Annotated in this window: 22 protein-coding genes; 15 read left to right on the plus strand and 7 right to left on the minus strand. The window is 46.3% G+C overall.

All coding sequences use genetic code 11. From position 1 onward, the window contains the following. Window positions 1-87: 87 nt before the first annotated feature. The 8 genes from SEDOR53_RS0101995 (at window position 88) to SEDOR53_RS0102030 (ending at window position 9,589) form a co-directional block, all read left to right on the plus strand. Window positions 88-1,509: an MFS transporter gene (locus SEDOR53_RS0101995; protein ID WP_037360388.1), complete on the plus strand. Its 1,422-nt coding sequence runs from the start codon at window positions 88-90 to the stop codon at window positions 1,507-1,509. Between the two features lie 38 nt (window positions 1,510-1,547). Then, complete coding sequence (purD, locus tag SEDOR53_RS0102000) at window positions 1,548-2,831, plus strand: phosphoribosylamine--glycine ligase (protein WP_026768202.1); 1,284 nt, start codon at window positions 1,548-1,550, stop codon at window positions 2,829-2,831. Window positions 2,832-2,918: 87 nt separating this feature from the next. Continuing rightward, complete coding sequence (locus tag SEDOR53_RS0102005; RefSeq protein WP_026768203.1) at window positions 2,919-3,944, plus strand: rod shape-determining protein; 1,026 nt, start codon at window positions 2,919-2,921, stop codon at window positions 3,942-3,944. A gap of 4 nt (window positions 3,945-3,948) precedes the next feature. Then, a complete protein-coding gene (gene mreC / locus SEDOR53_RS0102010) occupies window positions 3,949-4,800 on the plus strand; it encodes a rod shape-determining protein MreC (protein WP_026768204.1) in 852 nt (283 codons plus the stop codon). Beyond that, window positions 4,797-5,330: a hypothetical protein gene (locus SEDOR53_RS0102015; protein ID WP_026768205.1), complete on the plus strand. Its 534-nt coding sequence runs from the start codon at window positions 4,797-4,799 to the stop codon at window positions 5,328-5,330. Before mreC ends, SEDOR53_RS0102015 begins: the two co-directional genes overlap by 4 nt. A gap of 34 nt (window positions 5,331-5,364) precedes the next feature. Then, entirely contained in the window at window positions 5,365-7,479 is a 2,115-nt protein-coding gene (mrdA, locus tag SEDOR53_RS0102020) for a penicillin-binding protein 2 (RefSeq protein WP_026768206.1), read from the plus strand. Between the two features lie 5 nt (window positions 7,480-7,484). Beyond that, window positions 7,485-8,828 carry a rod shape-determining protein RodA gene (rodA, locus tag SEDOR53_RS0102025; protein ID WP_026768207.1) on the plus strand — a complete coding sequence of 448 codons (1,344 nt, stop codon included), beginning with the start codon at window positions 7,485-7,487 and terminating at the stop codon, window positions 8,826-8,828. After that, complete coding sequence (locus SEDOR53_RS0102030; RefSeq protein ID WP_232214704.1) at window positions 8,825-9,589, plus strand: MBL fold metallo-hydrolase; 765 nt, start codon at window positions 8,825-8,827, stop codon at window positions 9,587-9,589. The genes rodA and SEDOR53_RS0102030 overlap by 4 nt, the downstream gene beginning before the upstream one ends. On the opposite strand, the gene SEDOR53_RS16885 is transcribed toward SEDOR53_RS0102030, so the two are convergent. From SEDOR53_RS16885 to SEDOR53_RS0102045, 3 genes are read right to left on the minus strand one after another with little or no spacing between them, the layout of a single operon-like run. Continuing rightward, a complete protein-coding gene (locus SEDOR53_RS16885; RefSeq protein ID WP_037360392.1) occupies window positions 9,586-10,056 on the minus strand; it encodes a hypothetical protein in 471 nt (156 codons plus the stop codon). The two genes, SEDOR53_RS0102030 and SEDOR53_RS16885, sit on opposite strands and share 4 nt — an antisense overlap. 6 nt (window positions 10,057-10,062) lie before the next feature. Next, on the minus strand, window positions 10,063-10,692 hold the full coding sequence (locus SEDOR53_RS0102040) for a hypothetical protein (protein WP_026768210.1): 630 nt from the start codon (window positions 10,690-10,692) through the stop codon (window positions 10,063-10,065). A 36-nt stretch (window positions 10,693-10,728) separates the two neighbouring features. Then, entirely contained in the window at window positions 10,729-11,274 is a 546-nt protein-coding gene (locus tag SEDOR53_RS0102045; RefSeq protein ID WP_026768211.1) for an RNA polymerase sigma factor, read from the minus strand. A 188-nt stretch (window positions 11,275-11,462) separates the two neighbouring features. Between SEDOR53_RS0102045 and SEDOR53_RS0102050 the strand changes: the two genes are divergently transcribed. Beyond that, a complete protein-coding gene (locus SEDOR53_RS0102050) occupies window positions 11,463-14,048 on the plus strand; it encodes a phosphoenolpyruvate carboxylase (RefSeq protein WP_026768212.1) in 2,586 nt (861 codons plus the stop codon). A gap of 2 nt (window positions 14,049-14,050) precedes the next feature. Here SEDOR53_RS0102050 and SEDOR53_RS0102055 read toward each other — a convergent pair whose 3' ends face one another. Further along, window positions 14,051-14,644: a DNA-3-methyladenine glycosylase gene (locus SEDOR53_RS0102055; RefSeq protein ID WP_026768213.1), complete on the minus strand. Its 594-nt coding sequence runs from the start codon at window positions 14,642-14,644 to the stop codon at window positions 14,051-14,053. 28 nt (window positions 14,645-14,672) lie between these two features. Between SEDOR53_RS0102055 and mnmD the strand changes: the two genes are divergently transcribed. Continuing rightward, window positions 14,673-15,341: a tRNA (5-methylaminomethyl-2-thiouridine)(34)-methyltransferase MnmD gene (gene mnmD / locus SEDOR53_RS0102060; protein ID WP_051416452.1), complete on the plus strand. Its 669-nt coding sequence runs from the start codon at window positions 14,673-14,675 to the stop codon at window positions 15,339-15,341. A gap of 35 nt (window positions 15,342-15,376) precedes the next feature. Beyond that, window positions 15,377-15,799 carry a DUF4440 domain-containing protein gene (locus SEDOR53_RS0102065; protein WP_026768215.1) on the plus strand — a complete coding sequence of 141 codons (423 nt, stop codon included), beginning with the start codon at window positions 15,377-15,379 and terminating at the stop codon, window positions 15,797-15,799. A 3-nt stretch (window positions 15,800-15,802) separates the two neighbouring features. On the opposite strand, the gene SEDOR53_RS0102070 is transcribed toward SEDOR53_RS0102065, so the two are convergent. Both SEDOR53_RS0102070 and SEDOR53_RS0102075 read right to left on the minus strand, forming a co-directional pair. Beyond that, window positions 15,803-16,039: a hypothetical protein gene (locus tag SEDOR53_RS0102070; protein WP_026768216.1), complete on the minus strand. Its 237-nt coding sequence runs from the start codon at window positions 16,037-16,039 to the stop codon at window positions 15,803-15,805. 11 nt (window positions 16,040-16,050) lie between these two features. Further along, on the minus strand, window positions 16,051-17,022 hold the full coding sequence (locus tag SEDOR53_RS0102075) for a M23 family metallopeptidase (RefSeq protein WP_026768217.1): 972 nt from the start codon (window positions 17,020-17,022) through the stop codon (window positions 16,051-16,053). 111 nt (window positions 17,023-17,133) lie between these two features. Between SEDOR53_RS0102075 and alaS the strand changes: the two genes are divergently transcribed. From alaS to SEDOR53_RS0102095, 4 genes are all read left to right on the plus strand, one after another. Continuing rightward, window positions 17,134-19,764 carry an alanine--tRNA ligase gene (gene alaS / locus SEDOR53_RS0102080; RefSeq protein ID WP_198018769.1) on the plus strand — a complete coding sequence of 877 codons (2,631 nt, stop codon included), beginning with the start codon at window positions 17,134-17,136 and terminating at the stop codon, window positions 19,762-19,764. Between the two features lie 125 nt (window positions 19,765-19,889). Beyond that, window positions 19,890-20,858 carry a PDZ domain-containing protein gene (locus tag SEDOR53_RS0102085; RefSeq protein WP_026768219.1) on the plus strand — a complete coding sequence of 323 codons (969 nt, stop codon included), beginning with the start codon at window positions 19,890-19,892 and terminating at the stop codon, window positions 20,856-20,858. Window positions 20,859-20,940: 82 nt separating this feature from the next. Beyond that, window positions 20,941-22,383, plus strand: coding sequence for an Asp-tRNA(Asn)/Glu-tRNA(Gln) amidotransferase subunit GatB (gene gatB / locus SEDOR53_RS0102090; protein WP_026768220.1), 1,443 nt, complete (start codon window positions 20,941-20,943; stop codon window positions 22,381-22,383). A 52-nt stretch (window positions 22,384-22,435) separates the two neighbouring features. Beyond that, a complete protein-coding gene (locus SEDOR53_RS0102095) occupies window positions 22,436-23,566 on the plus strand; it encodes a TlpA disulfide reductase family protein (RefSeq protein WP_026768221.1) in 1,131 nt (376 codons plus the stop codon). A gap of 78 nt (window positions 23,567-23,644) precedes the next feature. On the opposite strand, the gene SEDOR53_RS0102100 is transcribed toward SEDOR53_RS0102095, so the two are convergent. Further along, on the minus strand, window positions 23,645-25,144 hold the full coding sequence (locus SEDOR53_RS0102100) for a SusD/RagB family nutrient-binding outer membrane lipoprotein (RefSeq protein ID WP_026768222.1): 1,500 nt from the start codon (window positions 25,142-25,144) through the stop codon (window positions 23,645-23,647). Window positions 25,145-25,170: the final 26 nt, after the last annotated feature.

The following is a 25,170-nucleotide window of genomic DNA, read 5'->3' on the forward strand; positions in this document are numbered from 1 at the left end:
GTATAGTTTAGTTGTTAGCTGCCAATTGTTAGTTTCCACTCATAAATCCTTACTTTCGGCACGATTTAAAATTTCAAAATACGATTTATGCCCGAGATACCAAACGAGCAAAAAAAAGCTAAAATGCCCAAATCGGTGCCATTTATTATCGGAAATGAAGCCGCCGAACGTTTCAGCTTTTATGCCATACGAGCCATCATGCCCACTTTCCTGGTAGCGCAATTCTTCAACCCGGCCCATAACCCGGCCATGCAGAGCATAGCCGAAGCCCGTTCCAACGAGCTATCACACCTCTTTGTCTTCTTTGCTTATTTTATGCCGCTGGTGGGTGGTATTGCTGCCGACTGGTTCTTCGGCAAATACAAGGTTATCCTCTATGTCTCTATATTATATGCCATTGGTAACCTGTTACTGTCGCTGTCTACACACGATCTCAGCCTGTTCAGCACCGGCCTCATCGTGATAGCCATTGCGGCGGGAGGTATCAAGTCCTGCGTATCGGCCAATGTGGGCGACCAGTTCGACAAATCGAACCAGGAACTGATGTCGAAAGTCTATGGCTGGTTCTATTTCAGCATTAATTCGGGTTCTGTACTGTCGACCCTGCTGATACCCATCATCTATAAGAAATACGGACCGGAACTCGCTTTCGGCATACCGGGCATACTCATGTGTCTGGCTACACTGATCTTTTGGTTGGGCCGGCATAGATATATAAAAGTGCCGCCAACAGGTGTAAAAAAAGAAAATTTCATGGGAATATCCCTCTATGCCCTGAAAAAGGCTTTTTCCAACCGCCAGGGGAAAACAGTTTGGGAATTGGTAGCCCAAAAATATTCTCCAGAGGCCATCGATGGCGTGCAGGCTGTGTACCGCATCCTGGCTGTATTTGCATTTACTCCCATTTTCTGGGCCCTGTGGGACCAAAACCTTTCCGAATGGGTATTGCAGGCTACCAAACTGGACCTGCATATTTTCGGTTATGAGTTCCTGCCGGAGCAGATTCAAACATTCAATCCCCTGTTTCTGATCAGCCTGATACCGGTGTTCACTTATGGATTGTTCCCACTCATTGAAAAAACAGGCATCAAGGTTACGCCGCTGCGTAAGATCGGTGCGGGGTTGTTCCTAACCATCCTGTCCTTTATCATCATTGCTTTTTTACAGGAAAAGATCGATCAGGGTAGCAGGCCCACTGTGTGGTGGCAGATACTGGCTTATTTCATCCTGGCCGGCGCCGAAGTACTGGTATCTATCACCTGCCTGGAATATGCCTATACCCAATCACCCAAATCCATGAAGAGCACCATGACGGCCCTTTACCTGCTGGGGATTTCGCTGGGCAATATTTTCACCAGTCTTGTCAACAACAGCATTGCCAATAACGGGTTCTTTGCACGCTATACAGGTGCCAGTTATTTTTGGCTGTTCATCAGCATATTGTCGGGCTTTTTTGTGCTTTACCTGCTGGTGGCCAAACGCCTGCCGGAAAAAAGTTATGTGGAATGAATTAAGTTCTACTTTCGCCCCACAATCAGTATTTTACCATGAATATACTCTTACTTGGCTCGGGCGGAAGAGAACATGCGCTGGCCTGGAAAATGAGCCAGAGTCATCATTGCGACCAATTATTCATTGCTCCCGGCAACGCAGGAACAACTCAATACGGTACCAATCTACCCATCGGTGTAACAGATTTTGCAGCTATTAAAGAAGCCTGTATTACACATCACATCAATATGTTGGTAGTAGGACCTGAAGAGCCGCTGGTAAAAGGTATTTACGATTTTTTTCAGGCCGATGAGCAGTTGCAGAAGATTACCGTCGTAGCCCCTTCGGCGGCGGCGGCCCAGTTGGAAGGCAGCAAGGCTTTCAGCAAAAAATTCATGCAGCGCCATCAGATTCCCACTGCGGCTTATGCCGAGTTCACTGCCGATAATTTTGAAGAAGGAAAAAAATACATCGCCGCGCACAGTCTGCCCGTGGTATTGAAAGCAGACGGACTCGCCGCAGGCAAAGGGGTAGTCATTGCCGAAACCCTTGAGCAGGCACAGGAAGTATTTGCCTCCATGATCCTGGACAAACAATTTGGCGAAGCCAGCAGCAAAGTGGTGATCGAATCATTCCTGCAGGGTATTGAAGTGAGTGTATTTGTACTCACAGATGGTATCGACTATCAACTCATCGGCCATGCCAAAGATTACAAGCGCATCGGTGAAGGGGATACCGGGCTCAACACAGGTGGCATGGGCTGTGTAAGCCCCGTACCTTTTATGGATGAGGTCTTTATGCAAAAAGTAGCGTCACGCATCATACGTCCAACAGTAGCCGGATTGAAAAAAGAAGGGTTGATTTATCATGGTTTCATTTTCTTCGGACTGATGAACTGCAATGGCGAACCCTATGTGATCGAATACAATTGCCGCATGGGCGACCCCGAAACAGAAGTAGTGATGCCGAGGTTACAGACAGACCTGGTGGCACTTTTTGCAGCGATGGATAATGGCACGTTAATTGATGCTAATATCGCTTTCGACGAGAGGAGCTGCTGCACAGTAATGGCAGTCAGCGGAGGGTACCCTGGCGATTATCAAAAGAATATCAGGATCGAGGGACTGGCCCATGCCGGCGACAACAAAACCACCATCGTATTTCACGCAGGAACCCGACAATTGGGTGCCGATGTGGTGACAAATGGCGGACGAGTATTAGCGGTTTCGGCATTCGGCAACAACATTACCGAGGCAGTGAACCTGTCGAAAAAAACACTGGCTGGAATCAGTTTTGACGGCATGTACTACCGGAAGGATATCGGATACGAATTTGCCTGAAAAATCGGTATTTTAGACTTTGTTAATTCAACCAATTTCATCCACCTTTGCAAGCATTAGCTGACTAATTAGAATTTAAGATTTACAATGGGATTGTTCAATTTTTTCACACAGGAAATTGCGATGGACCTGGGTACTGCGAATACCCTCATCATACATAACGACGAAGTAGTAGTCAATGAGCCTTCTATAGTGGCGCTGAACCGTAACAACATGAAAGAAGTGTTGGCGGTAGGAAAGAAAGCGCTCATGATGCACGAAAAAACACACGAAAGCATCCGCACGGTTCGTCCGTTGAAAGACGGCGTGATCGCCGACTTCAACGCCGCCGAGTTGATGATCAGGGAACTGATCAAAATGATCTATCCAAAGAAACCCTTGTTCCCGCCCAGCTGGCGTATGGTCATCTGTATTCCTTCTTCCATTACCGAAGTTGAAAAACGTGCGGTGCGCGACAGTGCCGAGCAGGCAGGCGCCAAAGAAGTGTATATGATCCATGAGCCCATGGCCGCAGCACTGGGTATCGGCATCGACGTAGAAGAACCGGTTGGTAATATGATCATTGATATTGGTGGTGGTACAACAGGTATTACCGTGATCGCTCTTGCCGGCATTGTATGCGACCAGAGTATCCGTATCGCGGGTGATGAATTCACTGCCGATATCATGGAAGCCCTGCGTCGTTACCACAGCTTACTGATTGGTGAGCGTACCGCAGAACAGATCAAGATACAGGTGGGCGCTGCGATGAAAGACCTCGACAATCCGCCGGATGATCTTCCCGTAAACGGCCGTGACCTGGTAACAGGTATTCCTAAACAGATCATGGTAAGCTACCAGGAAATTGCAGAAGCACTGGATAAAAGCATTTTCAAAATAGAAGAAGCCATCCTGAAAGCGCTGGAGACCACGCCGCCCGAGCTGGCTTCTGATATCTACCGCAGAGGATTATACCTGACGGGGGGTGGCGCGCTGTTGCGTGGTCTGGACAAACGCCTCAGCGCCAAAATCAAATTGCCTGTGCACGTAGCCGATGATCCGCTCAAGAGCGTAGTACGCGGTACAGGATTGGCTTTAAAAAACTATCAGCGGTTTCCTTTTATTATGAGATAGTCCCTTGAAAAACATATTTTTCTTCATACGGCGGTACTTTGGTTTTCTCAGCTTCCTGCTGTTACAGATTGCTGCCATTATCTTATTAAGCAACGCAAGCAAAACCCACGAGGCTTTTTTCTCTGCTGCTCTCAATGAAGCAACCGGTAACCTCAACCATCGATACAGCAACCTGCGCAGTTATTTCAGCCTGAAAGAGACCAACCGGCAGCTGGCCGAAGAAAATGCGCGCCTGCGCAATATGCTGGCAGCCAATTTCCAGGCACCCGACAGCAGTCGCAAAGCTGTTACCGATACTACTTTGCGCGATACACTGGGACATTACCGTAAATACATTTATCTGCCGGCCAGGGTCATTGGTAATACCGTAACCTTGCAAACCAATTTCATTACATTGGAAAGAGGTACCCAACAAGGCGTTAAAAAAGGAATGGCTGTCATCGGTCCGGAAGGCATTGTAGGTGTTGTAGTGGAAGCCACTAACAACATCAGCCGCGTGATGAGCCTGTTGCACCGCAACAGCAAAGTGAGCGCCATGCTCAAGAAAGATAATTATGCAGGAAGCATCGAATGGGATGGCGTCAATCCCTCCTATCTGCAACTGAAAAATGTGAGCAAGAGTGCGAAAGTGAATAAAGGCGATACTGTACTCACCAGTAATTATTCCGCCAATTTTCCTTCACACCTGATGGTGGGCACTGTTGCCGCTATCAGCGCCGACCCCTCAAGTAATTTTTATCTCATCAAAGTAAAAATAGCCACTAATTTTTTCAACCTGCAATATGTTAACGTGATAGCCAATGCGCGCTATGCCGAGCAGACGGCGTTGGAAAATACCCCATCGAAAAATCCATGAGCAGCCTTGTAAGAAATAGCATCCGTTATGTACTGTTCATCCTGCTGCAGGTGTTCATTCTGAATGAAGTGCCCCCGCTGCACCAGTTCATCGTGCCCTATATTTATTTCTTATTCATCATCTGGCTGCCCTTCAATATCAACCGCCTGTTCCTGATGGTACTGGCATTTGCATTCGGACTCACCCTGGACGCTTTCACTGGAACGCCCGGTCTGCACGCAGCCCCCTGTGTGCTTATCGCTTTTATAAGACCCGTTCTCCTTGGTCTCCTCATTCCACAGGAAACCACCGAACAGAGCTATTCCGAGCCGAGTGTGAAAAGTATGGGACTGGCACCTTACAGCCTCTACGTGGTTATACTGACTTTCGTACACCATTTTTACCTTGTATTGATCGAATGGCTGCAATTCGGTAACTTCATATACTTCCTGGGGAAAGTAGCGGGCACCACTGCGGTGAGTCTGTTGCTGATTGCCCTTGCCGAAATGTTGTTCCCTCGCAAGAGAAGGTATAAAACCAATGCAGCGTAGATTTGCAATATTCTTTACAATAGTTTATTGAATTATGCCGGTATTTAATCAGAACAGGAGCCGCGTAGTGCAAATTGTTTTTGCCTGCGTTATCCTGGTCATCATTGGCCAGCTGGTCAACCTACAACTGTTCTCTGCCAAATACAAATTGGCGGCCGATAATAATGCTTTCTACCGGAAAGTGGTGTATCCCGACCGCGGTATCATCTTCGATCGTAAAAAAAAGGCTATCCTTGAAAACGCTGTCAGCTACGACCTGATAGTCATTCCCGCCGACGCGAAGGGAACCGATACATTAGCGCTTTGCAACCTGCTGGACATCGATACCGCCACTTACCGCAAAAGAATGCGGGAGATCATTTTCAAGAACACCAGTGTAAAACCCAGCGTTTTCGAAGCATTGCTTACGCCTGAAATGTATGCAAAGCTGAATGAGAACATGTATAAGTTTCCCGGTTTTGCGCTGAACGAACGGTCAGTGAGGAGTTATCCTTATAACGCTGGCGCCGCTGTTCTCGGATACATCGCAGAAGTAGATACCGGTTTTCTCAGAAGACATAAAGAGGAAGGTTATGAGATGGGCGATTATGTGGGAAGAACAGGCCTGGAAAATACATACGAGAAAGTGCTGATGGGACAAAGGGGCATCAAACGCTACATCAGGGATAACAGGGGCCGTATACAGGGGTCATGGGAAAATGGCGCTTATGATACAACCGCTATTGCCGGAAAAAACTTGTATTCCAGCATCGACGTTGAATTACAAAAACTCGGCGAAACATTAATGACCAATAAGGTAGGAAGCATTGTGGCCATTGATCCCAAAACAGGTGGCATCCTTTGCATGGTAAGTGCCCCGACTTACAACCCGAACTACCTCACGGGAAATCAGCGCAGGAAACATTTCTCTGAACTCTTTCTCGATCCCAGGCTGCCCTTGCTCAACAGAACCATTGCTACTACTTACTCGCCGGGGTCTACCTTTAAAACAGTAGTAGGTATTGCCGGTTTAACTGAAGGCGTAATCAACGAAAGAGAAATGATCAGCTGTCCCGGTTATTTTACCGGTTGCGGTACGGGCAAGCCTAAATGTCTCGATAAAGGTGTATTCAATTTTAAAGAAGCGGTTGCGCATAGTGACAATACCTACTTCTCCACAGTATATAAGCGAATACTGGATCAACGAAGATATGGCAGTATAGACAGCTCCCTGACCGTATTCAACAAATATGCCTATTCGTTTGGCCTGGGCCGTAGATTGGGCATAGACCTGCCCTCTGAGAAAAAAGGAAACATCCCTACACCTCAATTCTACCGTAATCCCAAAATGTATGGCGCTTATTTTCAATCCTGTAATATTATTTCCAACGCTATAGGGCAAGGCGAGGTAAGCACTACATTAGCACAGCTAGCCAATGTAATGGCCATCATTGCCAACAGGGGCTGGTATTATGTACCCCATCTTATCGACTCAATTGAAGGAGGAGATGAGTTCAACATGCTGCAAGCATACAAGACAAAACACCATACTGCCAATCATATCTCCGACTCTGTTTTTGAAGCAGTGCAGGATGGCATGCAGGCCGTGGTAGAATATGGAACAGCTGTCAGGTCGAGAATACCGGGTATCAACATGTGCGGCAAAACGGGTACGGTAGAGAACTATGCCAAAGTCAATGGCAAAGTAGAAAAACAGATCGATCACTCTTTCTTTGGTGCTTTTGCTCCAAGAGAAAATCCTAAAATAGCTATTGCGGTCATTTGCGAAAATGCAGGTCAGGGTGCCTGGGCCGCCGCTCCTATTGCCAGCCTGCTGGTAGAGAAATATTTAAGGGATTCTATCTCGGGAACAGAACGGAAAGCGATGCTGGAAGAGTTCACTAAAAAGAACCTGATCCCCGCATTGATGCGAAAAGCAATAGCCGCAAGGGATTCCAGCAGACAGGCAAAAGAATCGGAAGCCGCGAAGAAAGCCATGCGTGATACTTCGAATATTGAGGAGGAACCTGATATAGACACTCCTCCTCCCGCACCTGTAAACAATCCACCTAAACCCAACAAAGACAAACAACAGCATAGGATAACAACACAGGCTATTCTGCCCGATGACCCACGTAAATTTTTATCAAAGAGAACAGCAAGCGCTTAAACCTTATGAATAACAGGAGTAACAAAGTGGCACAGGGTGTAGATTTTACCATGATATGGCTCTATGCTATCATGGTAAGCATAGGTATTCTTTGCATATTCATGGTAGAATATCGCACCGGCACCAACTGGGCGCAGTCTTTTCTCAGCGGTAAAACCAACTACAGCAAACAGCTCATCTTCAGTGGCATCTGTGCCATCGTTGCCATTTTCATCCTGCTAACAGACAGTAAATTGTTTACCGCTTTTGCCAACCTGCTCTATGCTTTCGGGATTGTGCTGATGCTGGCCACTTTTGTATTGGGGAAAAATATCAACGGCTCTAAAAGCTGGATACCACTGGGCGGAGGCTTCAACCTGCAGCCGGCAGAAGTTTGCAAGATCTTTACTGCGCTGGCATTGGCCAAGTTCATATCGCGACAAGAAGTGGATTTCAGCAAGCTGCGCTCACAGATCATTGCAAGCATTATTGCTGCGGCTCCTGCTATGTTGTCGATCTTACAGCATGAGATGGGATTGGCCCTCGTATATTCTTCTTTCCTAGTTGCCATGTACCGTGAGGGGCTGCCAGGCCAGATACTGGTTGTGGGCTCTTCTTTTGCCGTACTGGTAATTGCCACACTGGTAGTGGAACCCAACTTGCTGGCCATCATTCTTACTGTTATTGCCGCTGTGCTGATCTTTATGTTACGTAAACAATTCCGGAGGAACAAAGGATTGCTTACCATTATTATAGGAACCTGGTTACTCTGTGTGGGCGTACAGCGTTTTGTAGTGCCCTATATATTCAACAACGTATTCGAATGCTATCAAAGTACCCGCATTTACAGCATGGTGGGTAAAGAATACGATTGCAGCCTGAACAAAAAATCGGCGCGGAAAAACCCCAATGAAAAAGCGGCGCATAAACCAGACGACTATAACGTAAGACAAAGCAAGATAGCCATTGGCTCGGGAGGGTTATTGGGGCGGGGCTTCCTCAAAGGAACCCAAACAAGGGGTAAATACGTACCTGAACAACATACCGATTTCATCTTTACATCATTGGGCGAAGCCTTTGGTTTTTCGGGCTGCCTGGTATTCCTGTTGCTTTATCTTTTCATGCTCTTCCGCATCATCAAAATTGCCGAAAGACAGCGAAGTACTTTCAGCCGGGTATACGCTTACAGTGTGGCCAGTATCATCTTCTTCCATATTGCCGTGAACGTTAGTATGACCATTGGGTTGTTTCCCATTGTGGGCATACCTTTGCCGCTGATCAGTTACGGAGGATCTTCATTACTGACTTTTACCGTGCTGATCTTCGTCCTGCTGAGGCTGGATGCTGACAGACAAATGGTTTTAAGATGAGCAACCCTATTCAAATCGTTCCGCTTTCAGAAGGCGCATTCACAGTAGATAAGACAAAAGTTTTCAATCCCTTCGATCCGGAAACACAAGTGCTGAACAGCAGGCCCGTTGGAAGCATGCTGGTTGAGATACAGCCTTTTGTTGTGATAACGGATAACGATATCATCCTGCTGGATACAGGGCTGGGATATAACGATGCCGATGGCAAACCCCAACTGCACAACAACCTGCTGAAAGCGGGCATCAATCCTTCCCAGGTTACCAAAGTGCTGATGAGCCACTTACACAAAGACCACGCAGGCGGCATCACGCTTACAGATGACAGAACAGGAGAACGTTTCATCAGCTTCCCGTATGCTACTTATTACGTGCAAAAAAGAGAGTTCGATTTTGCGATGGAAGCAGGCAATGCTTCTTATATTTCTGAAGACTTCAGTTTGTTAGAAGATTTTAGCAGGGTAGAATGGTTGACAAATGATGATGGATGGATCGGCGATCAAATCCATTACCGGTTAACTGGTGCGCACAGTAAATTTCACCAGGTATTCAGCATTGTTTCCAATGGGAAGACCGTTTTTTTCGGAGGTGACGATGCACCGCAATTACAACAAATGAAAAACCGCTTCGTGGCCAAATACGATTACGACGGAAAAAAATGCATGGAATTAAGACAGCAATGGTGGCAGGAAGGACAGGAAAAAAGCTGGACCTTTTTATTCTACCACGATATCAAAACACCTGTTTGGGGAGAAAATAATTAATTACCCTGTTTATTACTATTGCGCTGTTTCCTTAACTCGGCTCTTTGCTGCAATTCTTTTTTTACCACCTGGTTGAAATCGCGATCGATCGTGAGTGCTTTATTGGCGCGTTCGTCGGTACCGAGTATCTTTTTGTATTCAACCTTGTATCTTTTGCGGATGTTAAGCAACCTTTCTTCGAAAGCCAGCACATCCATTTTTTTCTCTTCTTCCCTCGCATCTTTCATATCATCCACATAATCGTAATACACAGGCCAGAATTTCTGGGCTTCTTCTGAACTCAGGTTTAATTGTTTGGTTACAAATGCAATCTTCAAACCCATCACATTGATAGTGGGTTGTGGCGGAGTTGTTTGTTGGGCTGGTGTTGCCGGCTGCTGTTGTGGTTGTTGCTGTTGGAATGGGCAAGCGACAGTGGTATAATAGAGACCGGCTATTAATAATAGTAAAACTGGTATCCGCTTCATCATAAATTATTCGCCTCCGGGGGTTTCTTTAACAAGCTCCAAATCCTTATTTTCATCCAGGAACTTCTTCAGTTCCTCATCGGAATATTGGCTGATGTGTTTGCTCAGGTCTGGTAATTCTTCGCTGGCGGTAACCATGGTCTGGTCAGTACTTCCGGTCAGTCGCTCATTTTTGTCCAGGTAATTAACCAGCTCCGTATCGCTCACTTTATCGATGGCTGAAGATACATCCACCTTCGTATATTTTTCATAATCACTCACCTGTTCTTTCCGGGAGGCAAAGAAAATACCTGTACCAATAGCTCCTGTAAGGACAGCCGCGGCGGCATAACGCATCCATTTACCCGAACGGTGTATAGACACTAGCCTCACAGGGGGGTGCACAATGGTCTGTTCAAAATACCCTTCAGGAACAGTGTACACATTTTTCCTGGCCATGGCATGAAGCAAGGGGGCAATATCTGCCAGTTCATCGGCATCTTTCTCCTTTTCCAACAGCTTGATTTTCTGTATGATACGATCAGCCAACCCGTCAAAATAGCCGGCAGGCACACTAAATACCGTGTGCCGTTGCAGACCTGCCAGAAGGGGGCTGATGCTGTTCAATTCATTTTCTATGGGCTGATGCTGATCCATGTACAACTATAATAGACCCCGGCGCTAACCGAAAGTTTAATAATTTTTAATGAACTCCTCGATTTTCCTTGCGGCATGATGGTAACTGGCTTTCAATGCCCCTTCACTGGTATCTAATACCCTGCTCATTTCCTCATAAGGCATTTCTTCATAATACCGCAGGTTAAACACAATCCGCTGTTTTTCAGGAAGTTGCTGTATTGCCAACTGAAGCCTCCATTCCAACTGGTTGGCATCGAACCCCTGATCGGCCTTTATTTTGTCGCTGGCAGCAGCATCCAGGTCTTCCATGCTCAGCACGCTTCTCTTCTTTTGCTGTTCCAGGAAACTCAAACATTCATTGGTAGCGATCCGATACAACCAGGTATACAATTGGCTGTCTTCCCTGAACTGCTCAAGGGCATTCCATACTTTGATGAATACATTTTGAAGCACGTCGTTGGCATCCTCATGGTTTATCACCATTCTTCGGATATGCCAATACAACTTCTCCTGATACTTTTTTACAATAGCATTGAAGGCCCGTTCTTTGGTGGCCGGTACACGAAACTGAAACAATAGTTCCTTATCGTCTGGATGCATTCAGGGCAATTTTTAGATATAGGCAACTTACAAAGGTATTGGATTCTATTCCCTGCAAAAGAATACCAAATAAATGTAAGTAACAAACTCCATAACAAACATTCATTAGTGACAGCTGAATAGTCTACAATTTTTGTTAAGATCATTAACAGCAAATAGACTAACTTCGGAGCCGTTTAGAACAGGATATGTCTTCATCATTATACACCAATAACTTCAAACGCAACGTAGCAGATAAATATACCATTTACAATAGTCTGTTTGCAGCGCTTCCCTTTTCCGGAGTAGCCAATGTTGGCGCTTTTCTCCCCATTCTTTTACAAGCTTGTGTTGACGGATACGCCAATGGGAAAAGCCCCATAGAGATCATCAACGAGTTCTTTCAGCAGCATACCAGCGTACGCGAGGAGACCGACAAGATCGACCGGCTCTTCAAATCCGTTCAGTACATTGAAAGACAGGTGGTATTATTCGATGCCATCGAAGATGCCGCTTTTGATTCTGTCAATGATATCAACGGCGCCGGCAGCCTGAAAGGCCTCTATAATGAAGCTGTTTTCACCGGAAAAACGCAGGCTCTGAAAAACAAATTGCGCAAATTCAAGGTGCGGGTTGTACTCACAGCGCATCCCACCCAGTTTTATCCAGGTAATGTACTGGGCATCATTCACGACATGAGCGATGCCATCAATAAAAACGATTTCCATACCATCAACCAATACATCCAGCAGTTGGGCATCACGCCTTTCTTTAACAAGAAGCAACCCACGCCTTACGATGAAGCGGTCAATCTCATGTGGTACCTGGAAAACATCCTTTACCAATCCATCGGTAATATCTACAATTTTATTGCCCGCGAAATATTCGACAACGATTACGATGGAGACAATCCTTTCATTGAACTGGGCTTCTGGCCTGGTGGCGACAGGGATGGGAATCCCTTTGTCAATGCTGCTACTACTATCAAAGTAGCTGAGGCACTAAGAAGCGCTATCATTGTATGCTATTACCGGGATATCCGCAAACTCAAGCGCCGCCTCACTTTCTCGGGCGTAGACCAGATGGTGCACGAACTGGAGGAACAACTATATGCAAACGTTTTCCGTCCAACCGATTGCCGTCATATCGGTAAAGATGAGCTCCTTCATAAGCTGTACGATATACGCAACCTGATGGTATCGCAGCACCATTCCCTGTTCCTGCAAAGGGTCGATAGCCTGATACACAAAGTGAAGATATTCGGTATGCATTTCGCTTCACTGGACGTGAGGCAGGACAGTCGTATACACAGGCATGTGTTGCTGCAGATCAACAAAGAATTAAAAGAAAAATCTTTACACCCCATACTGCCCGACAATTACGAAACGCTCAGCCCCACTGCACAAATTGCGGTGCTGGCCGATCTGCACGGCAACATCGATCCTGCGCTCTTCAGGGATACCATTACCAGGGATACCCTTGAAAGCATGTATGCCATCAACCAGATACAACAGTTAAACGGAGAAGCCGGCTGTCATCGTTACATCATCAGCAATTGCCAGAGCGCGGTGAATGTGATGGAAGTATATGCCCTGCTCCGTTTATGCGGATGGAGCAAGGAATTGCTCAGCATCGACATTGTTCCTTTGTTTGAGACCATCGACGACCTGCAGCAAGCAGAGTCGATCATGGAGTTGCTCTATACGCTTCCCATTTACAAGCAACACCTGCACCTGCGTAAGCAACAGCAAACCATAATGCTCGGCTTCAGCGATGGCACCAAAGACGGTGGCTACCTGCAGGCCAACTGGAGCATTTATACGGCCAAAGAAAACCTTACTGCCATTTCGCGCAAATACAATATCAAAGCCCGCTTCTTCGATGGCCGCGGAGGCCCCCCTTCTCGCGGCGGAGGTAAAACGAATAAGTTTTACGCTTCACTCGGCAGCAATATTGAGAACGAAGAAATACAGATTACCGTACAGGGGCAAACCATTACGTCCAATTTCGGCACCATACAATCATCGCAGTATAACCTGGAGCAATTACTGAGTGCCGGGGCCAGTAATGAATTGTTTGCCGACACACGCATACAGGTATCGCAACACGACCGTTTCCTGCTGGAAGAACTGGGCAGGATCAGTCACGAAGCATACCAATCGTTCAAAACACATCCACTGTTCCTCTCTTACCTGCAACGGTTCAGTCCGCTGAATTATTACAGCAAAAGCAATATTGCCAGCCGCCCTTCCAAAAGAGGCAATGGCGGAGACCTGAAATTCGAAGACCTTCGTGCCGTGCCATTTGTGGGAAGCTGGAGCCAGCTCAAACAAAACGTGCCGGGCTTTTACGGTGTAGGCACTGCTTTGCTGGAAATGAAGAATAAAGGTTTGTGGAATGATGTGAAAGCGATGTTCCGCAACGTGCTTTTCTTCCGCACATTGATCGACAACAGCATGATGAGTATGCTGAAATCTTATTTTGCTATAACACAGTATATTAAAGACGATCCACAGTACGGACCCATCTGGCAACTCGTCAAAGATGAGTTCGACCTCACCCGGCGGCTCGTATTGCAACTGGCCGATGCGGCCGACCTGATGGCCGATGACCAGCCAGGCCGCGCTTCTATCCAGATGCGTGATAAGATTGTATTGCCCCTGCTTACCATCCAGCAGTATGCGCTACATCAACTGAATCAGCCCGAGACCAACGAGCAACTGAAAGTGGTGTATGAGAAACTGGTTACCAGGAGTATGTTCGGGATCATCAATGCTGCGAGGAACTCGGCGTAACATCAGGCATCTTTCCACGCCCATAAATGCAAGCAGGCGTAGGTCCTGTATGGTGTCCATTTCGAAGATAGGCGGAGCATTTTTTCTTTCATCGCTTTTTTATCGGTGGCATCCAGTTTGTATATATGGGTCATAGCCTGTTGAATACCCAGGTCGTCCACAGCGAAAACATCTTCACGCCCCAGCGTAAACATGAGCAGCATTTCAACCGTCCACTTCCCCACGCCTTTGATAGCGGTCAACAGCTCTATGATCTCTTCATTGCTCATGACCAGCAGTTTCTTATCGGTGATCTGATGTTCGATACAGAAACGCGCTACATTTTGTACATAAGATACCTTGGCATTGCTTAGCCCTATAGCACGCAGTTTTTCCGGTGGTGTATCCAATACCTGTTGCGGACTGGGCTCCTTTCCGTTATACAATTCCAGGAAACGATGGTAAATAACCCTGGCTACTTTGGTGCTCAGTTGTTGGCTCATGATGCTGGCCATTAGTCTCAGCGGAATATTCTTGTGCAGTTTCAACTCATGCACTTCCTCACCTATGGCCTTTGCCAGCCTTTTGTCTTTTTGCAGATGTTTGATATACTCCATGCGGTTAAGTTAGCTAATTTGCAATGCCATGCAAAGGGAAATTAGATTAACGGCAGATGGTTCGCATACAGTTGCCATACCGGCGATGGATGTAAGCTATCATAGTAAACACGGTGCAGTAAGTGAAAGCATGCAAGTATATATTGAAGCCGGACTGCTTACCTGTATGAACGGTTTTGCCAGTGACCCTGTTTGCATATTTGAGATGGGGTTTGGTACAGGGTTGAATGCCTTGCTCAGCTTGCGCGAAGCGATCAACCACCGAAGAAATATTTTTTACCTGGCCATTGAACCATATCCGTTAACCACTACAGAAGCTGCATTATTGAATTACGGAAGGATCATCGGCTTTGAAGATGCTTTTCAATTCTTGCATACAGCAGCATGGGAGAAACCGCTTTCGATAAATCCCTTTTTCACACTCCATAAAACACAGGCGGCATTGCAGGATTTCACTACAGGCCATTCTTTTCATTGTATTTATTTCGATGCTTTTGCACCTGAAGCGCAACCTGAACTATGGACAACAGGCATCTTTTCACAATTATTTCCCCTGCTCCTGCCAGGAGGATGCCTCGTTACTTATTCCAGTAAGAGCATCGTAAGAAAAGCCATGGCCGAAGCGGGCTTCAGGGTGGAAAAGATTCCGGGTCCGCACGGCAAAAGGGAAATGGTAAGGGCATGGAAACTGCAATAATTACTATATTGAATGATCATCTTTAAACACATTACATGAAATACTTTGTCTTCATTGCCGCCCTCCTGTTCCAGCAACCACTGTATGCCCAACACAAAGACGAGCAGGCAATCCGTCAAATACTGACCGATCAAACAACCGAATGGAACAAAGGAAACCTGGAAGCCTTTATGAAAGGCTATTGGAAAAATGATAGTTTATTGTTCGTAGGCAAAACCGGTCCGCGTTACGGGTTCCAGACAACACTGGATAATTACCACAAAGGATACCCCGATACTGCTGCGATGGGCAAATTAAGCTTCAACATCATACAGGTGAAGCGGCTTTCTCCGGACTATTATTTTGTATTGGGGAAATGGATGCTCAAAAGAAGTATGGGCGACCTGAGCGGACATTACACGCTTTTATTCAGAAAAATAGCCGGCCAGTGGAAGATAGTAGTAGACCACAGCAGCTAAGCTTCATTCATCATCTTCCTGCTTCAACGGCTTACGCCATAACCATACAATATACCATATAAAAGCGCCCAGGCTCAATAAGAACCATGTATAGAAAAGCAGGTTTTTGAGTTGGATGCGTTCATGTATGAAAGCCAGATCGTACATGATGCCTGCCGTGGAATTAACAGCAAGCCAAAGCAAACTCACTGAAAGGGTGTTCAGAATGCGTATCAGGTATCGTTTTACGATGGGTTCCATGCCAACTTTCTTTAATCAAAGCTTTGATTGCTGGCTGCTGCCATTTTAAGTATCCTGTCGAATTGCGCCGGTGTAAGATCATTGTAGAAATAATAAATGGGATCCACCGGAATGCCATTCTTGTGTACTTCATAATGACAATGTGGTCCGGTGCTCTTACCCGTATTGCCCACATAGCCGATCACTTCGCCCCGCTTCACCGATTGTCCCACCCTTGCTTTGATGCGGTACATGTGTCCATATAAAGTTTCATAGCCGTAACCATGGTTGATCACCACACGGTTACCATAACCACCGGTATTGAATCCTGCATCCTTCACAACGCCATCGGCCGTAGCATAAATAGGCGTTCCCTGTGGTGCTGAAAAATCGAGACCCATGTGCGCCCGCCGCTCTTTGTACACGGGGTCTATACGATAACCGAAACCAGATGCAATGCGGTTGAGGTTTTTATTACTTACCGGCTGGATAGCAGGAATGGCTGCCAGTAGCTTTTCCTTATTCTTCACCATATTGGCGATCTCATTAAAAGATTTTTCCTGGTAAGCGAGGCGCAGGGCCAGGTTGTTCAGTTGACCGGTCATGCTTTTGATGAGCTCGGTCTCACCCATCGCCTGCACCAGTGTTACCTCCTTACTCTTTTCCATTTCACGTATGCGCGCACTGTCGGGAATGGGTTTGGCTTCGAAAATGGAACGGTAAACCGTATTGTCGCGGTTCTCTATTTCGTCCATCTGCAATTCGAGCTGCTTCAGGCGTTCCTGGAAAATGCTGTAATTCTGGGTAAGGTCTTCATATTGCTGGCGCAACAGTTTTTCCTTGGGAGAATCGATATAGCGGAAAGTGATGGCTACGATGATCATGCCGGTAACCGCCGAAGCCATTAGAAAACCCATCACGCGCAAAAGGCGAACACGCAGGGGTGTTTCCAGTTTCTCATAGCGGAGCGTATGGGTATTATAATAATATTTTATTTTCTTCATAGGGGGGTGCTACTTCCAAAGAGGCGCCAAATCCCTACCTTTGATGCCCTTGAAAAGCTTCCAAAGATAGTTTCTAACCGCATAAATGCCTTTATAAAAATTTTTGTCCAGATGATGACCAGTGCCGAGATCAGACAGCAATTCCTTAACTTTTTTGCTTCCAAACAGCACCAGATCGTTCCTTCTGCCCCTATTGTGGTGAAAAATGATCCCACACTTTTGTTCACCAATGCGGGGATGAACCAGTTCAAAGATTTTTTCCTGGGAAACAAAAAACCGGCAAGTCCTCGTGTGGCTGATACCCAAAAATGTCTCCGGGTAAGTGGCAAACACAACGATCTCGAAGAAGTGGGTGTGGACACTTATCACCACACCATGTTTGAAATGCTGGGTAATTGGAGCTTTGGCGATTATTTCAAGAAAGAAGCCATTGCCTGGAGCTGGGAACTGCTTACCGAAATATATAAGATCGATAAAGACCGTTTGTATGTAACCGTTTTTGAAGGTGATAGCCAGGAAGGATTGCCCAAAGATGATGAAGCTTTTGCAGAATGGGAAAAGCACATAACACGCGAGCGGATTTTGCTGGGTAATAAAAAAGACAATTTCTGGGAGATGGGTGATACCGGCCCTTGCGGCCCCTGCTCAGAGATACATGTAGACTGCCGTTCGGATGAAGAAAGAAAAGCAGTAGCCGGTAGTACGCTGGTGAATAAAGATCATCCGCAGGTGATTGAGATATGGAATAATGTATTCATGCAGTTCAACCGCCTGAAAGATGGCAGCCTGCAACCCCTGCCAGCCAAGCATGTAGATACGGGCATGGGCTTTGAAAGACTCGTGAGGGTATTGCAACAGAAACAGAGCAATTACGATACCGATGTATTCACCGGCACCATTGCCGCTACTCAAAAGATCACGGGACAGCAGTATCATTTTAGTGATGATAAAAAAGACATTGCTTTCCGCGTGCTGGCCGATCATATCCGTGCCATCGCTTTCACCATTGCAGACGGGCAGCTCCCATCCAATACCGGCGCTGGTTATGTGATTCGGCGCATCCTGCGACGCGCCGTTCGTTATTATTATTCATACCTGGATTATAAGCAGCCCCTTTTATTTCAGCTGATCCCCATCCTTGCCAAACAATTCGCTACTGTATTCCCTGAATTACAACAGCAGGTGGGATTCATTGGCAAAGTGGTGAAGGAAGAAGAAGAAGCATTCCTCCGCACATTGGAAAAAGGATTGAAGCGGATTGATGATATCATTGGTAATGCAAACCTCAACAAAACCAAATCCATCGAAGGAAAAGCGGCATTCGAATTGTTCGATACATTCGGCTTCCCTGTTGATCTTACACGCCTCATAGCCACTGAAAATAAGCTGGGGGTTGACGAAGCCGGCTTTGAAGCAGAGATGCAACAACAGAAAAACCGCAGTCGCGCTGCAACTGCAGTAGATACCGAAGATTGGGTGATACTGCACGAAGATGCGCTTTCGGAATTCGTGGGATACGATACATTGGAAATACGCAGCAGGCTGATCCGCTACCGCAAAGTCAAAGCAAAAGGAAAAGAGTTGGTACAACTCGTATTGGAAGCCACTCCTTTTTATGCAGAGAGCGGCGGACAGGTAGGTGATACCGGCGTGCTTGATTTCGAAGGCGAGCGGATTGAAGTGATCGATACCAAAAAAGAGAATAACCTCACCATTCATCTTACAGAAAAATTGCCTGGCAATACGCAGGCTTCGGTGATCGCTGCGGTGAACAGGCCCAGGCGCCATGCGACCACTATTCATCACAGCGCTACACACTTACTGCATGCGGCACTCAGATCGGTGTTGGGTACACATGTAGCGCAAAAAGGAAGCCTGGTGAATGAAGAAGGGCTGCGATTCGACTTTTCTCATTTTGCCAAACTGAGCGAAGAAGAGATCGTTCATATTGAAAGGTTGGTGAATGAAAAGATCAGGACCAATATTCCCGTTCACATCAAAGAAATGAACAGGGATGAAGCGATTGCTATGGGTGCGATGGCCTTGTTCGGTGAGAAATACGGCGATACCGTGCGCGTAGTGATCATAGACCCTGCTTATTCTGTTGAGCTCTGTGGAGGAACACACGTGGGCAATACCGGGGAACTGGGCTTTTTCAAAATAAAACACGAATCTGCGGTGGCAGCCGGTGTACGGCGCATAGAAGCCGTAAGCGGCACAGCCGCAGAGCAACTGGTATTGGATCAGTTTGAGCAACTACGCCAGGTGCGGGAATCATTGAAACATCCTAAAGAACTGCTCAAAGCAGTAGACGCACTGGTAAGCGATAACAATGAATTGCGCAAACAGGTTGAGAGCCTGGAAGCCAAACAACTGATCGTGATTAAACAGGAATTACTGAAGCAGGTGGAATCAGTGAATGGGAATGCTTTCCTCGGGGCGATCGTAGAAGTGGGCAATGCAGATGGCCTTAAAAAATTATGCTTCGAACTGAAAAAAGAACTGAACAACTACCTCGTAGTGTTGGCTGCCAATATTGATGGTAAAGCACAGGTGGCCATACTTATTGATGAATCATTGAGTACTTCACGCGGACTCGAAGCGCCAAAAATTATCAAAGAACAGGTGGCCCCACTGATCAAGGGCGGCGGCGGCGGACAGAAAACATTGGCCACAGCAGGCGGTCAGGATGCAGGTAACCTTTTACAGGTTATTGCAAAAGTCAAGGCGCTTATTGAATAAAGTGCCTTTCTTAACCATCTGCAAGGATCCTTTAACCTTATTTAACATCTCCGAAGGTATTCGTATGTAAGAAAAATCGGTAAATTTGATCTACTAATGATTTCGTATAATTAAAATCATGTTTTATGTATTTCAAATGTATTACAGCTTCTGTGCTGGCATTGTGCATCGCGGGCTCGGTTGCAGCCCAGGAAACACTTCCCCCTCCTGTTCCGGATAAGAAGTTCAAAAAAGAGGAAGACATCATCATTCGTAGAAAAGGCGACCGTGATGAAAAGACAACCATTATAATGGATGGCGATAAGATCACCGTCAATGGAAAAGACATTGATGAACTGCACGATTCCGATTTGCAGGTATTGAGAGGTCCCGACGGATTGGCCATGGCAGGGCCGCGGATCAGGATGAAAGGACCCTGGGTTACAGTGCCTGACCATGATTTCAATTTTTCTTTCAGCTCCAACCGCGCGTTCCTGGGAGTGATGAGTGAAAAAAATGAAAAAGGCGCCAGGATCATCGAAGTAACCAAAGAAAGCCCTGCTGCCAAAGCCGGCCTGCAAAAAGGCGATATCATCACCAAAGTGGGTGATAGCAAGATCGAAGGACCTGATGATCTCTATTCTGCGATCGGAAAATACAAGCCGGAAGAAAAAGTGAACATCAGCTATCTGCGCGGTGGTAATGAAAAGAGCACTTCCACTGCACTGGGAAAAAATAAAGAAAACCGGGTATTCAATTTCAGAAGAGATGAAATTGGTCCTCATTTCAAGTCTGACATGATGCCCCATATCCAATTCGATGGTATGCCTTTTATGCGCCCAAGATTGGGTTTGCAGGTGCAGGACCTCGACAACAGCAAAGGAGTGAAAGTGATGGATGTGAATGAAGACGCCCCTGCTGCCAAAGCCGGTCTGCAAAAAGGCGATATTGTTACCGCCATCGATGGCAAAGAAATAAAATCAGTAGAAACCCTTCGGGAAAAACTGCGCGATTTGAAAGAGGGCGATAGTGTAAAACTCACTTATGAGCGGAATGGCAAGACGCAGACCGCTGAAGTAAAGTTCCCTAAAAAGCTGAAAACAGCCGATTTATAAAGATATCATAAAATTATTTTATTTCTCATGTTGCATTGTGCCGCGCCATTCCAGGCGCGGTTTTTTGTTATTTTTGCGCCCGATGTCAGTCCATTCCAAATACGAAGCAGTCATAGGCCTCGAAGTGCATGCCCAATTGGCAACAGTGAGCAAGCTTTTTTGCGGAGATAGCATTGCCTTTGGTGCACCGCCTAACACACATGTGAGTCCTATTACCCTTGGCCATCCCGGCACCCTGCCCAAGACCAACCGGAAAGCGGTGGAATATGCCATTAAAATGGGACTTGCCTGTCACTGTGAAATTGAACGCGACAACTATTTTGCCCGCAAGAATTATTTCTACCCCGATCTGCCCAAAGGATACCAGATCTCTCAACATACCACACCTATTTGTAAAGGAGGTCATGTAACCATCAAAACAACGGAGGGAGACAGGGCCATCCGCCTCAACCGCATTCACATGGAAGAGGATGCGGGCAAAAGTATTCATGATATCGACGACAAGTATACCTGTATCGACCTTAACCGGGCCGGTACCCCGTTGATAGAGATCGTTACCGAACCCGATATCCATACCGCTGAAGAAGCCTGGCTTTATGTAACTGAAATACGAAAACTGGTTCGCTGGCTGGGTATATGCGATGGCAATATGGAAGAGGGAAGTCTGCGTTGTGATGCCAACGTTTCCATCCGCCTGAAAGGCGAGACCAAACTGGGTACCAAGGCCGAGGTGAAGAACCTGAACTCTATCCGCAATGTGAAAAAAGCCATCGAGTTTGAAATACAACGCATGATCGATATTGTAGAAGCCGGCGGAACCATTCAGCAACAAACACGCAGTTTCGATGCAGGCAATGATACCACATTTGCTATCCGCGACAAAGAGGAAGCAAATGATTACCGTTATTTTCCCGATCCCGATCTGGCTCCCTTCCATCTCAGCGAAACATTCATCAACGGCATTCAGGCAGCATTGCCTGCACTACCCGCACAGTTGTCTGCCCGATACCAGGAGGTTTACCAATTGAGTGAATATGATGCCGGTCAATTGTGCGATGACAAAGCCACGGCTGATTATTTCGAAGCAACGGCGCAACACTGCAGCAACCACAAAGCCATCGCCAACTGGATGCTGGGCCCACTCAGGCAGGTATTGAACGAAAACGGCATGGGCTTTGAAACGCTCAGCCTGTTACCTGCTACACTGGCCAGCCTGATTCAACTGGTAGATGACGGAAAACTGAGCTTTTCTGTGGCTTCTTCTAAAATACTGCCTACTGTAATGCTTACCAATGCATCACCTTTGCAGACAGCCGAGTCGATGAACCTGTTACAGGTAAGCGATACAAACGAACTAGATGCGTGGGTGCAACAGGCCCTGGAAAAAATGCCGGAAAAAGTAACGGAATACAAAAAAGGTAAAAAAGGGTTGATCGGTTTATTTGTAGGCGAAGTAAAAAAACTCAGCAAAGGAAAGGCCGATCCGAAATTGGTAACACAGTTACTCGAAGAAAAACTTAAATGAGTTGTTAGATAGATTTTTTCTAACAACCGACATCTATCAACTAATATCTATCATGAAAAGAATCATCTATTTACTCTCCGGCATTCTGTTGCTTACAGTTGCGTGCCGGCAACAGCAATCCGGTTCATTTACCGTAAGTGGTAAAATAACGCATGCACCCGGCAAGAGAATTTACCTGCAGGAGTTACCGTATGGCGGCGAACAGCCGGTAGTACTCGATTCTGGCAGCCTGCAATCCAATGGCAGTTTCGAACTCAAAGGCATGGGCAAGGAAGAATCTTTGTACCGGTTGGTTTTAGAAAATGGACCCGATGTGTTGTTGGTCAATGATGCCAGGCATATTGAGTTGGCACTCGATGTTAATAATTACCGGTCTTATAAGATTGAAGGCTCTCCTGCGAGCGCAAGTTTGCATACTTTGTTCGAAGACTATCGCAGGAAAGATTCGGCATTGTACAAAGCGTTTCAGCAGCTCGATACTTTGCAGAAACAAAAAGCGCCCGACAGTGTGCTGGCGATTGTACGCAATACCCGCGATGCCGCCATCAAAGACATGAACAAGATGGTAACGGATTTTATTGAGCAGTCGCCCAGTCCCGCTGCCCGTTATTACGCTATTGGCATGGCTTCCCGCACCTTGCCGCCCGATGAGCTGAAGAAACTGGTTACTGCTTCAGCCGACAAGTTCAAAGAACACGGCGGACTGGCCAGGATCAAAAGCATGCTTACCGTACAACAGCAGTCCGCCGCTACATCGAAATATGCTTTGCTGAATCAACAGGCGCCCGAGATCAGTTTACCCGATACCGACGGTAAAACTTTCCAGTTGAGCAGCCTCAAAGGAAAGTACGTGCTGGTAGATTTCTGGGCCAGCTGGTGCGGACCCTGCAGAAATGAGAACCCCAATGTAGTAGCCGCTTTCAATAAATACAAGGATAAGAATTTCACTATCCTGGGTGTATCACTCGACTCGGATAAAGCATCCTGGCTGGAAGCCATTAAAGAAGACAAGCTGAACTGGAAACATGTAAGTGACCTGAAAAAATGGGAAAGCAGCATGGTTTCTTTGTACCAGTTCGATGGTATTCCTTTCAATGTATTGGTTGACCCTGCCGGTAAGATCATTGCAACAGAGTTAAGGGGTGAAGCGCTGGAGCAAAAGTTGGCAGCGGTTTTAAAATAAAAAATTGCTCAATAACAAAGAGGCCGTCCCAATAATTACTATTGAAACGGCCTCTTTGTTATCTATTTCACCCAATCGTTATTTATCCCAAAACACCCTTACCAGCAAGTCTGTTTTCTGCGGAGGTGCATTTTTGTTGGCATCAATTTCACTTTGCGGATAAGGCAGTGAACGTGGAATATCTGCTGTAACGGCGTTGGACACTTTTGATATCGCAGGATAACCTGTTCGCCTCCAATCGGTCCATGGTTCCAGTACCACACCATAACTGGCTATGAATTTTTCATTGATGATCTGCTGCAATTGTTGATCAGCAGTACCCGTCAGCACACCATTTGCTGCGATATAAGTTGCAATATCAGCTGCTGCAACACCGGCATTGGTCATTGAAGCAGTGATACCAGCCTGGAAAAATGCCTGCGGGTCTCCCGGAGCTCCATACAAGGCAGCTTCTGCGCGAATGAAATTATACTCGGCAAATGTGAGCATACGAATGGGCGCATCTCCGGTATAAGTAATCCCACCTGCGGAAGGAAGTGCATTATAAGATCCATCTGCATTGGGCGTACCACCGCTTGCTGCACCTCTCAGAAAAACGTGCATCCTTGAATATTTCTGTGAAGAAGGGTCTGCTGCTTTGGCCCCCACATAAGCATTCGAACCCACCGGAAACGCCGTAAAATAAAACGGGCGCCTTGGATCCGCTTTGGCATTCATCATGTCTACCATAAACTTGTTGGGAAACAGGTAGTTGGTCCGTTGCAGTTCAAACTGGTGAATAGGGTTCTGCCTGTTGTTCTGGTTCACGAACGGCATTTCAAAATTATCCGCATTACTTGTAAAGAAGCTGGCTGAGCCACTGTTGACGAGGGCAGTGATTTTGGATACCATGGATGCTTTATCCAGTTTTGAATAGTGCAATAGTATCCTCAACTTCAGCACATTACCGAATTTAATCCAGTTGGCTTTTTTAGTAGAAAAAGTACCGGAATAAATAGTCGAATTGGTACCTGGTGCCAATGAAGAGCTTGTTGCATTCAGGTCGCTGAGGCCATTATCAATCAATGCCAGTAACTGGGTATAGATCTGTGAAGCATCATCGAATTTGGGCGACAGGTTAGCGGTTGTTTGTTGCGATTCGCTGAAAGGTACATTACCCCAGGCATCTACGATCAGCTGATAATTATAAGCTTTCAGCAATTTGGCTACTCCGCTATAATAAGGAGCGTTTTTAGCCGCAGCCTGCTTGATGATCACTTCCAGGTCATTCAGCGTGGTAGCATAAAATGTAGACCAAAGGTTATTTACGTCGGCTGATTGTATAAGGTATTTTTCATACTGCTGTGTTTGTGTTTCACCGCCGGTAGTCTGACCGGATAATTGCTGCGTCAGTAAAGCGGCATACCTGAAAAGGTCGCTTCCACCAACAAAACCAGTATTAATAGTGGTATTGGTAAGCAACAATGCCATCGGAGCATCGGTCTCAACAATATTATCGGGATCTTTGTTGATATCAAGATATTTCTTACACGAACTCAGCGCAACAGCTGCTGTTAGAATGATTACTATCTTTTTCATGTTCAATAAGTTTTGTTAATCAGGAG

It is taken from the genome of Asinibacterium sp. OR53 (assembly GCF_000515315.1).
Classification (GTDB): domain Bacteria; phylum Bacteroidota; class Bacteroidia; order Chitinophagales; family Chitinophagaceae; genus Sediminibacterium.

Excerpts from the sequence above, each read along its gene's own strand:
- gatB (WP_026768220.1), top strand. The coding sequence starts at position 20,941 with ATGTCAGTCCATTCCAAATACGAAGCAGTCATAGGCCTCGAAGTGCAT.
- SEDOR53_RS0102030 (WP_232214704.1), top strand. The coding sequence starts at position 8,825 with ATGAGCAACCCTATTCAAATCGTTCCGCTTTCAGAAGGCGCATTCACA.
- SEDOR53_RS0102085 (WP_026768219.1), top strand. The coding sequence starts at position 19,890 with ATGTATTTCAAATGTATTACAGCTTCTGTGCTGGCATTGTGCATCGCG.
- SEDOR53_RS0102045 (WP_026768211.1), bottom strand. The coding sequence starts at position 11,274 with ATGCATCCAGACGATAAGGAACTATTGTTTCAGTTTCGTGTACCGGCC.
- SEDOR53_RS0102050 (WP_026768212.1), top strand. The coding sequence starts at position 11,463 with ATGTCTTCATCATTATACACCAATAACTTCAAACGCAACGTAGCAGAT.
- SEDOR53_RS0102040 (WP_026768210.1), bottom strand. The coding sequence starts at position 10,692 with ATGGATCAGCATCAGCCCATAGAAAATGAATTGAACAGCATCAGCCCC.
- SEDOR53_RS0102100 (WP_026768222.1), bottom strand. The coding sequence starts at position 25,144 with ATGAAAAAGATAGTAATCATTCTAACAGCAGCTGTTGCGCTGAGTTCG.
- SEDOR53_RS16885 (WP_037360392.1), bottom strand. The coding sequence starts at position 10,056 with ATGAAGCGGATACCAGTTTTACTATTATTAATAGCCGGTCTCTATTAT.
- SEDOR53_RS0102070 (WP_026768216.1), bottom strand. The coding sequence starts at position 16,039 with ATGGAACCCATCGTAAAACGATACCTGATACGCATTCTGAACACCCTT.
- alaS (WP_198018769.1), top strand. The coding sequence starts at position 17,134 with ATGATGACCAGTGCCGAGATCAGACAGCAATTCCTTAACTTTTTTGCT.
- SEDOR53_RS0102065 (WP_026768215.1), top strand. The coding sequence starts at position 15,377 with ATGAAATACTTTGTCTTCATTGCCGCCCTCCTGTTCCAGCAACCACTG.
- SEDOR53_RS0102095 (WP_026768221.1), top strand. The coding sequence starts at position 22,436 with ATGAAAAGAATCATCTATTTACTCTCCGGCATTCTGTTGCTTACAGTT.
- mnmD (WP_051416452.1), top strand. The coding sequence starts at position 14,673 with ATGCAAAGGGAAATTAGATTAACGGCAGATGGTTCGCATACAGTTGCC.
- rodA (WP_026768207.1), top strand. The coding sequence starts at position 7,485 with ATGAATAACAGGAGTAACAAAGTGGCACAGGGTGTAGATTTTACCATG.
- mrdA (WP_026768206.1), top strand. The coding sequence starts at position 5,365 with ATGCCGGTATTTAATCAGAACAGGAGCCGCGTAGTGCAAATTGTTTTT.
- purD (WP_026768202.1), top strand. The coding sequence starts at position 1,548 with ATGAATATACTCTTACTTGGCTCGGGCGGAAGAGAACATGCGCTGGCC.
- SEDOR53_RS0102005 (WP_026768203.1), top strand. The coding sequence starts at position 2,919 with ATGGGATTGTTCAATTTTTTCACACAGGAAATTGCGATGGACCTGGGT.
- SEDOR53_RS0102055 (WP_026768213.1), bottom strand. The coding sequence starts at position 14,644 with ATGGAGTATATCAAACATCTGCAAAAAGACAAAAGGCTGGCAAAGGCC.
- SEDOR53_RS0102075 (WP_026768217.1), bottom strand. The coding sequence starts at position 17,022 with ATGAAGAAAATAAAATATTATTATAATACCCATACGCTCCGCTATGAG.
- SEDOR53_RS0102015 (WP_026768205.1), top strand. The coding sequence starts at position 4,797 with ATGAGCAGCCTTGTAAGAAATAGCATCCGTTATGTACTGTTCATCCTG.
- SEDOR53_RS0101995 (WP_037360388.1), top strand. The coding sequence starts at position 88 with ATGCCCGAGATACCAAACGAGCAAAAAAAAGCTAAAATGCCCAAATCG.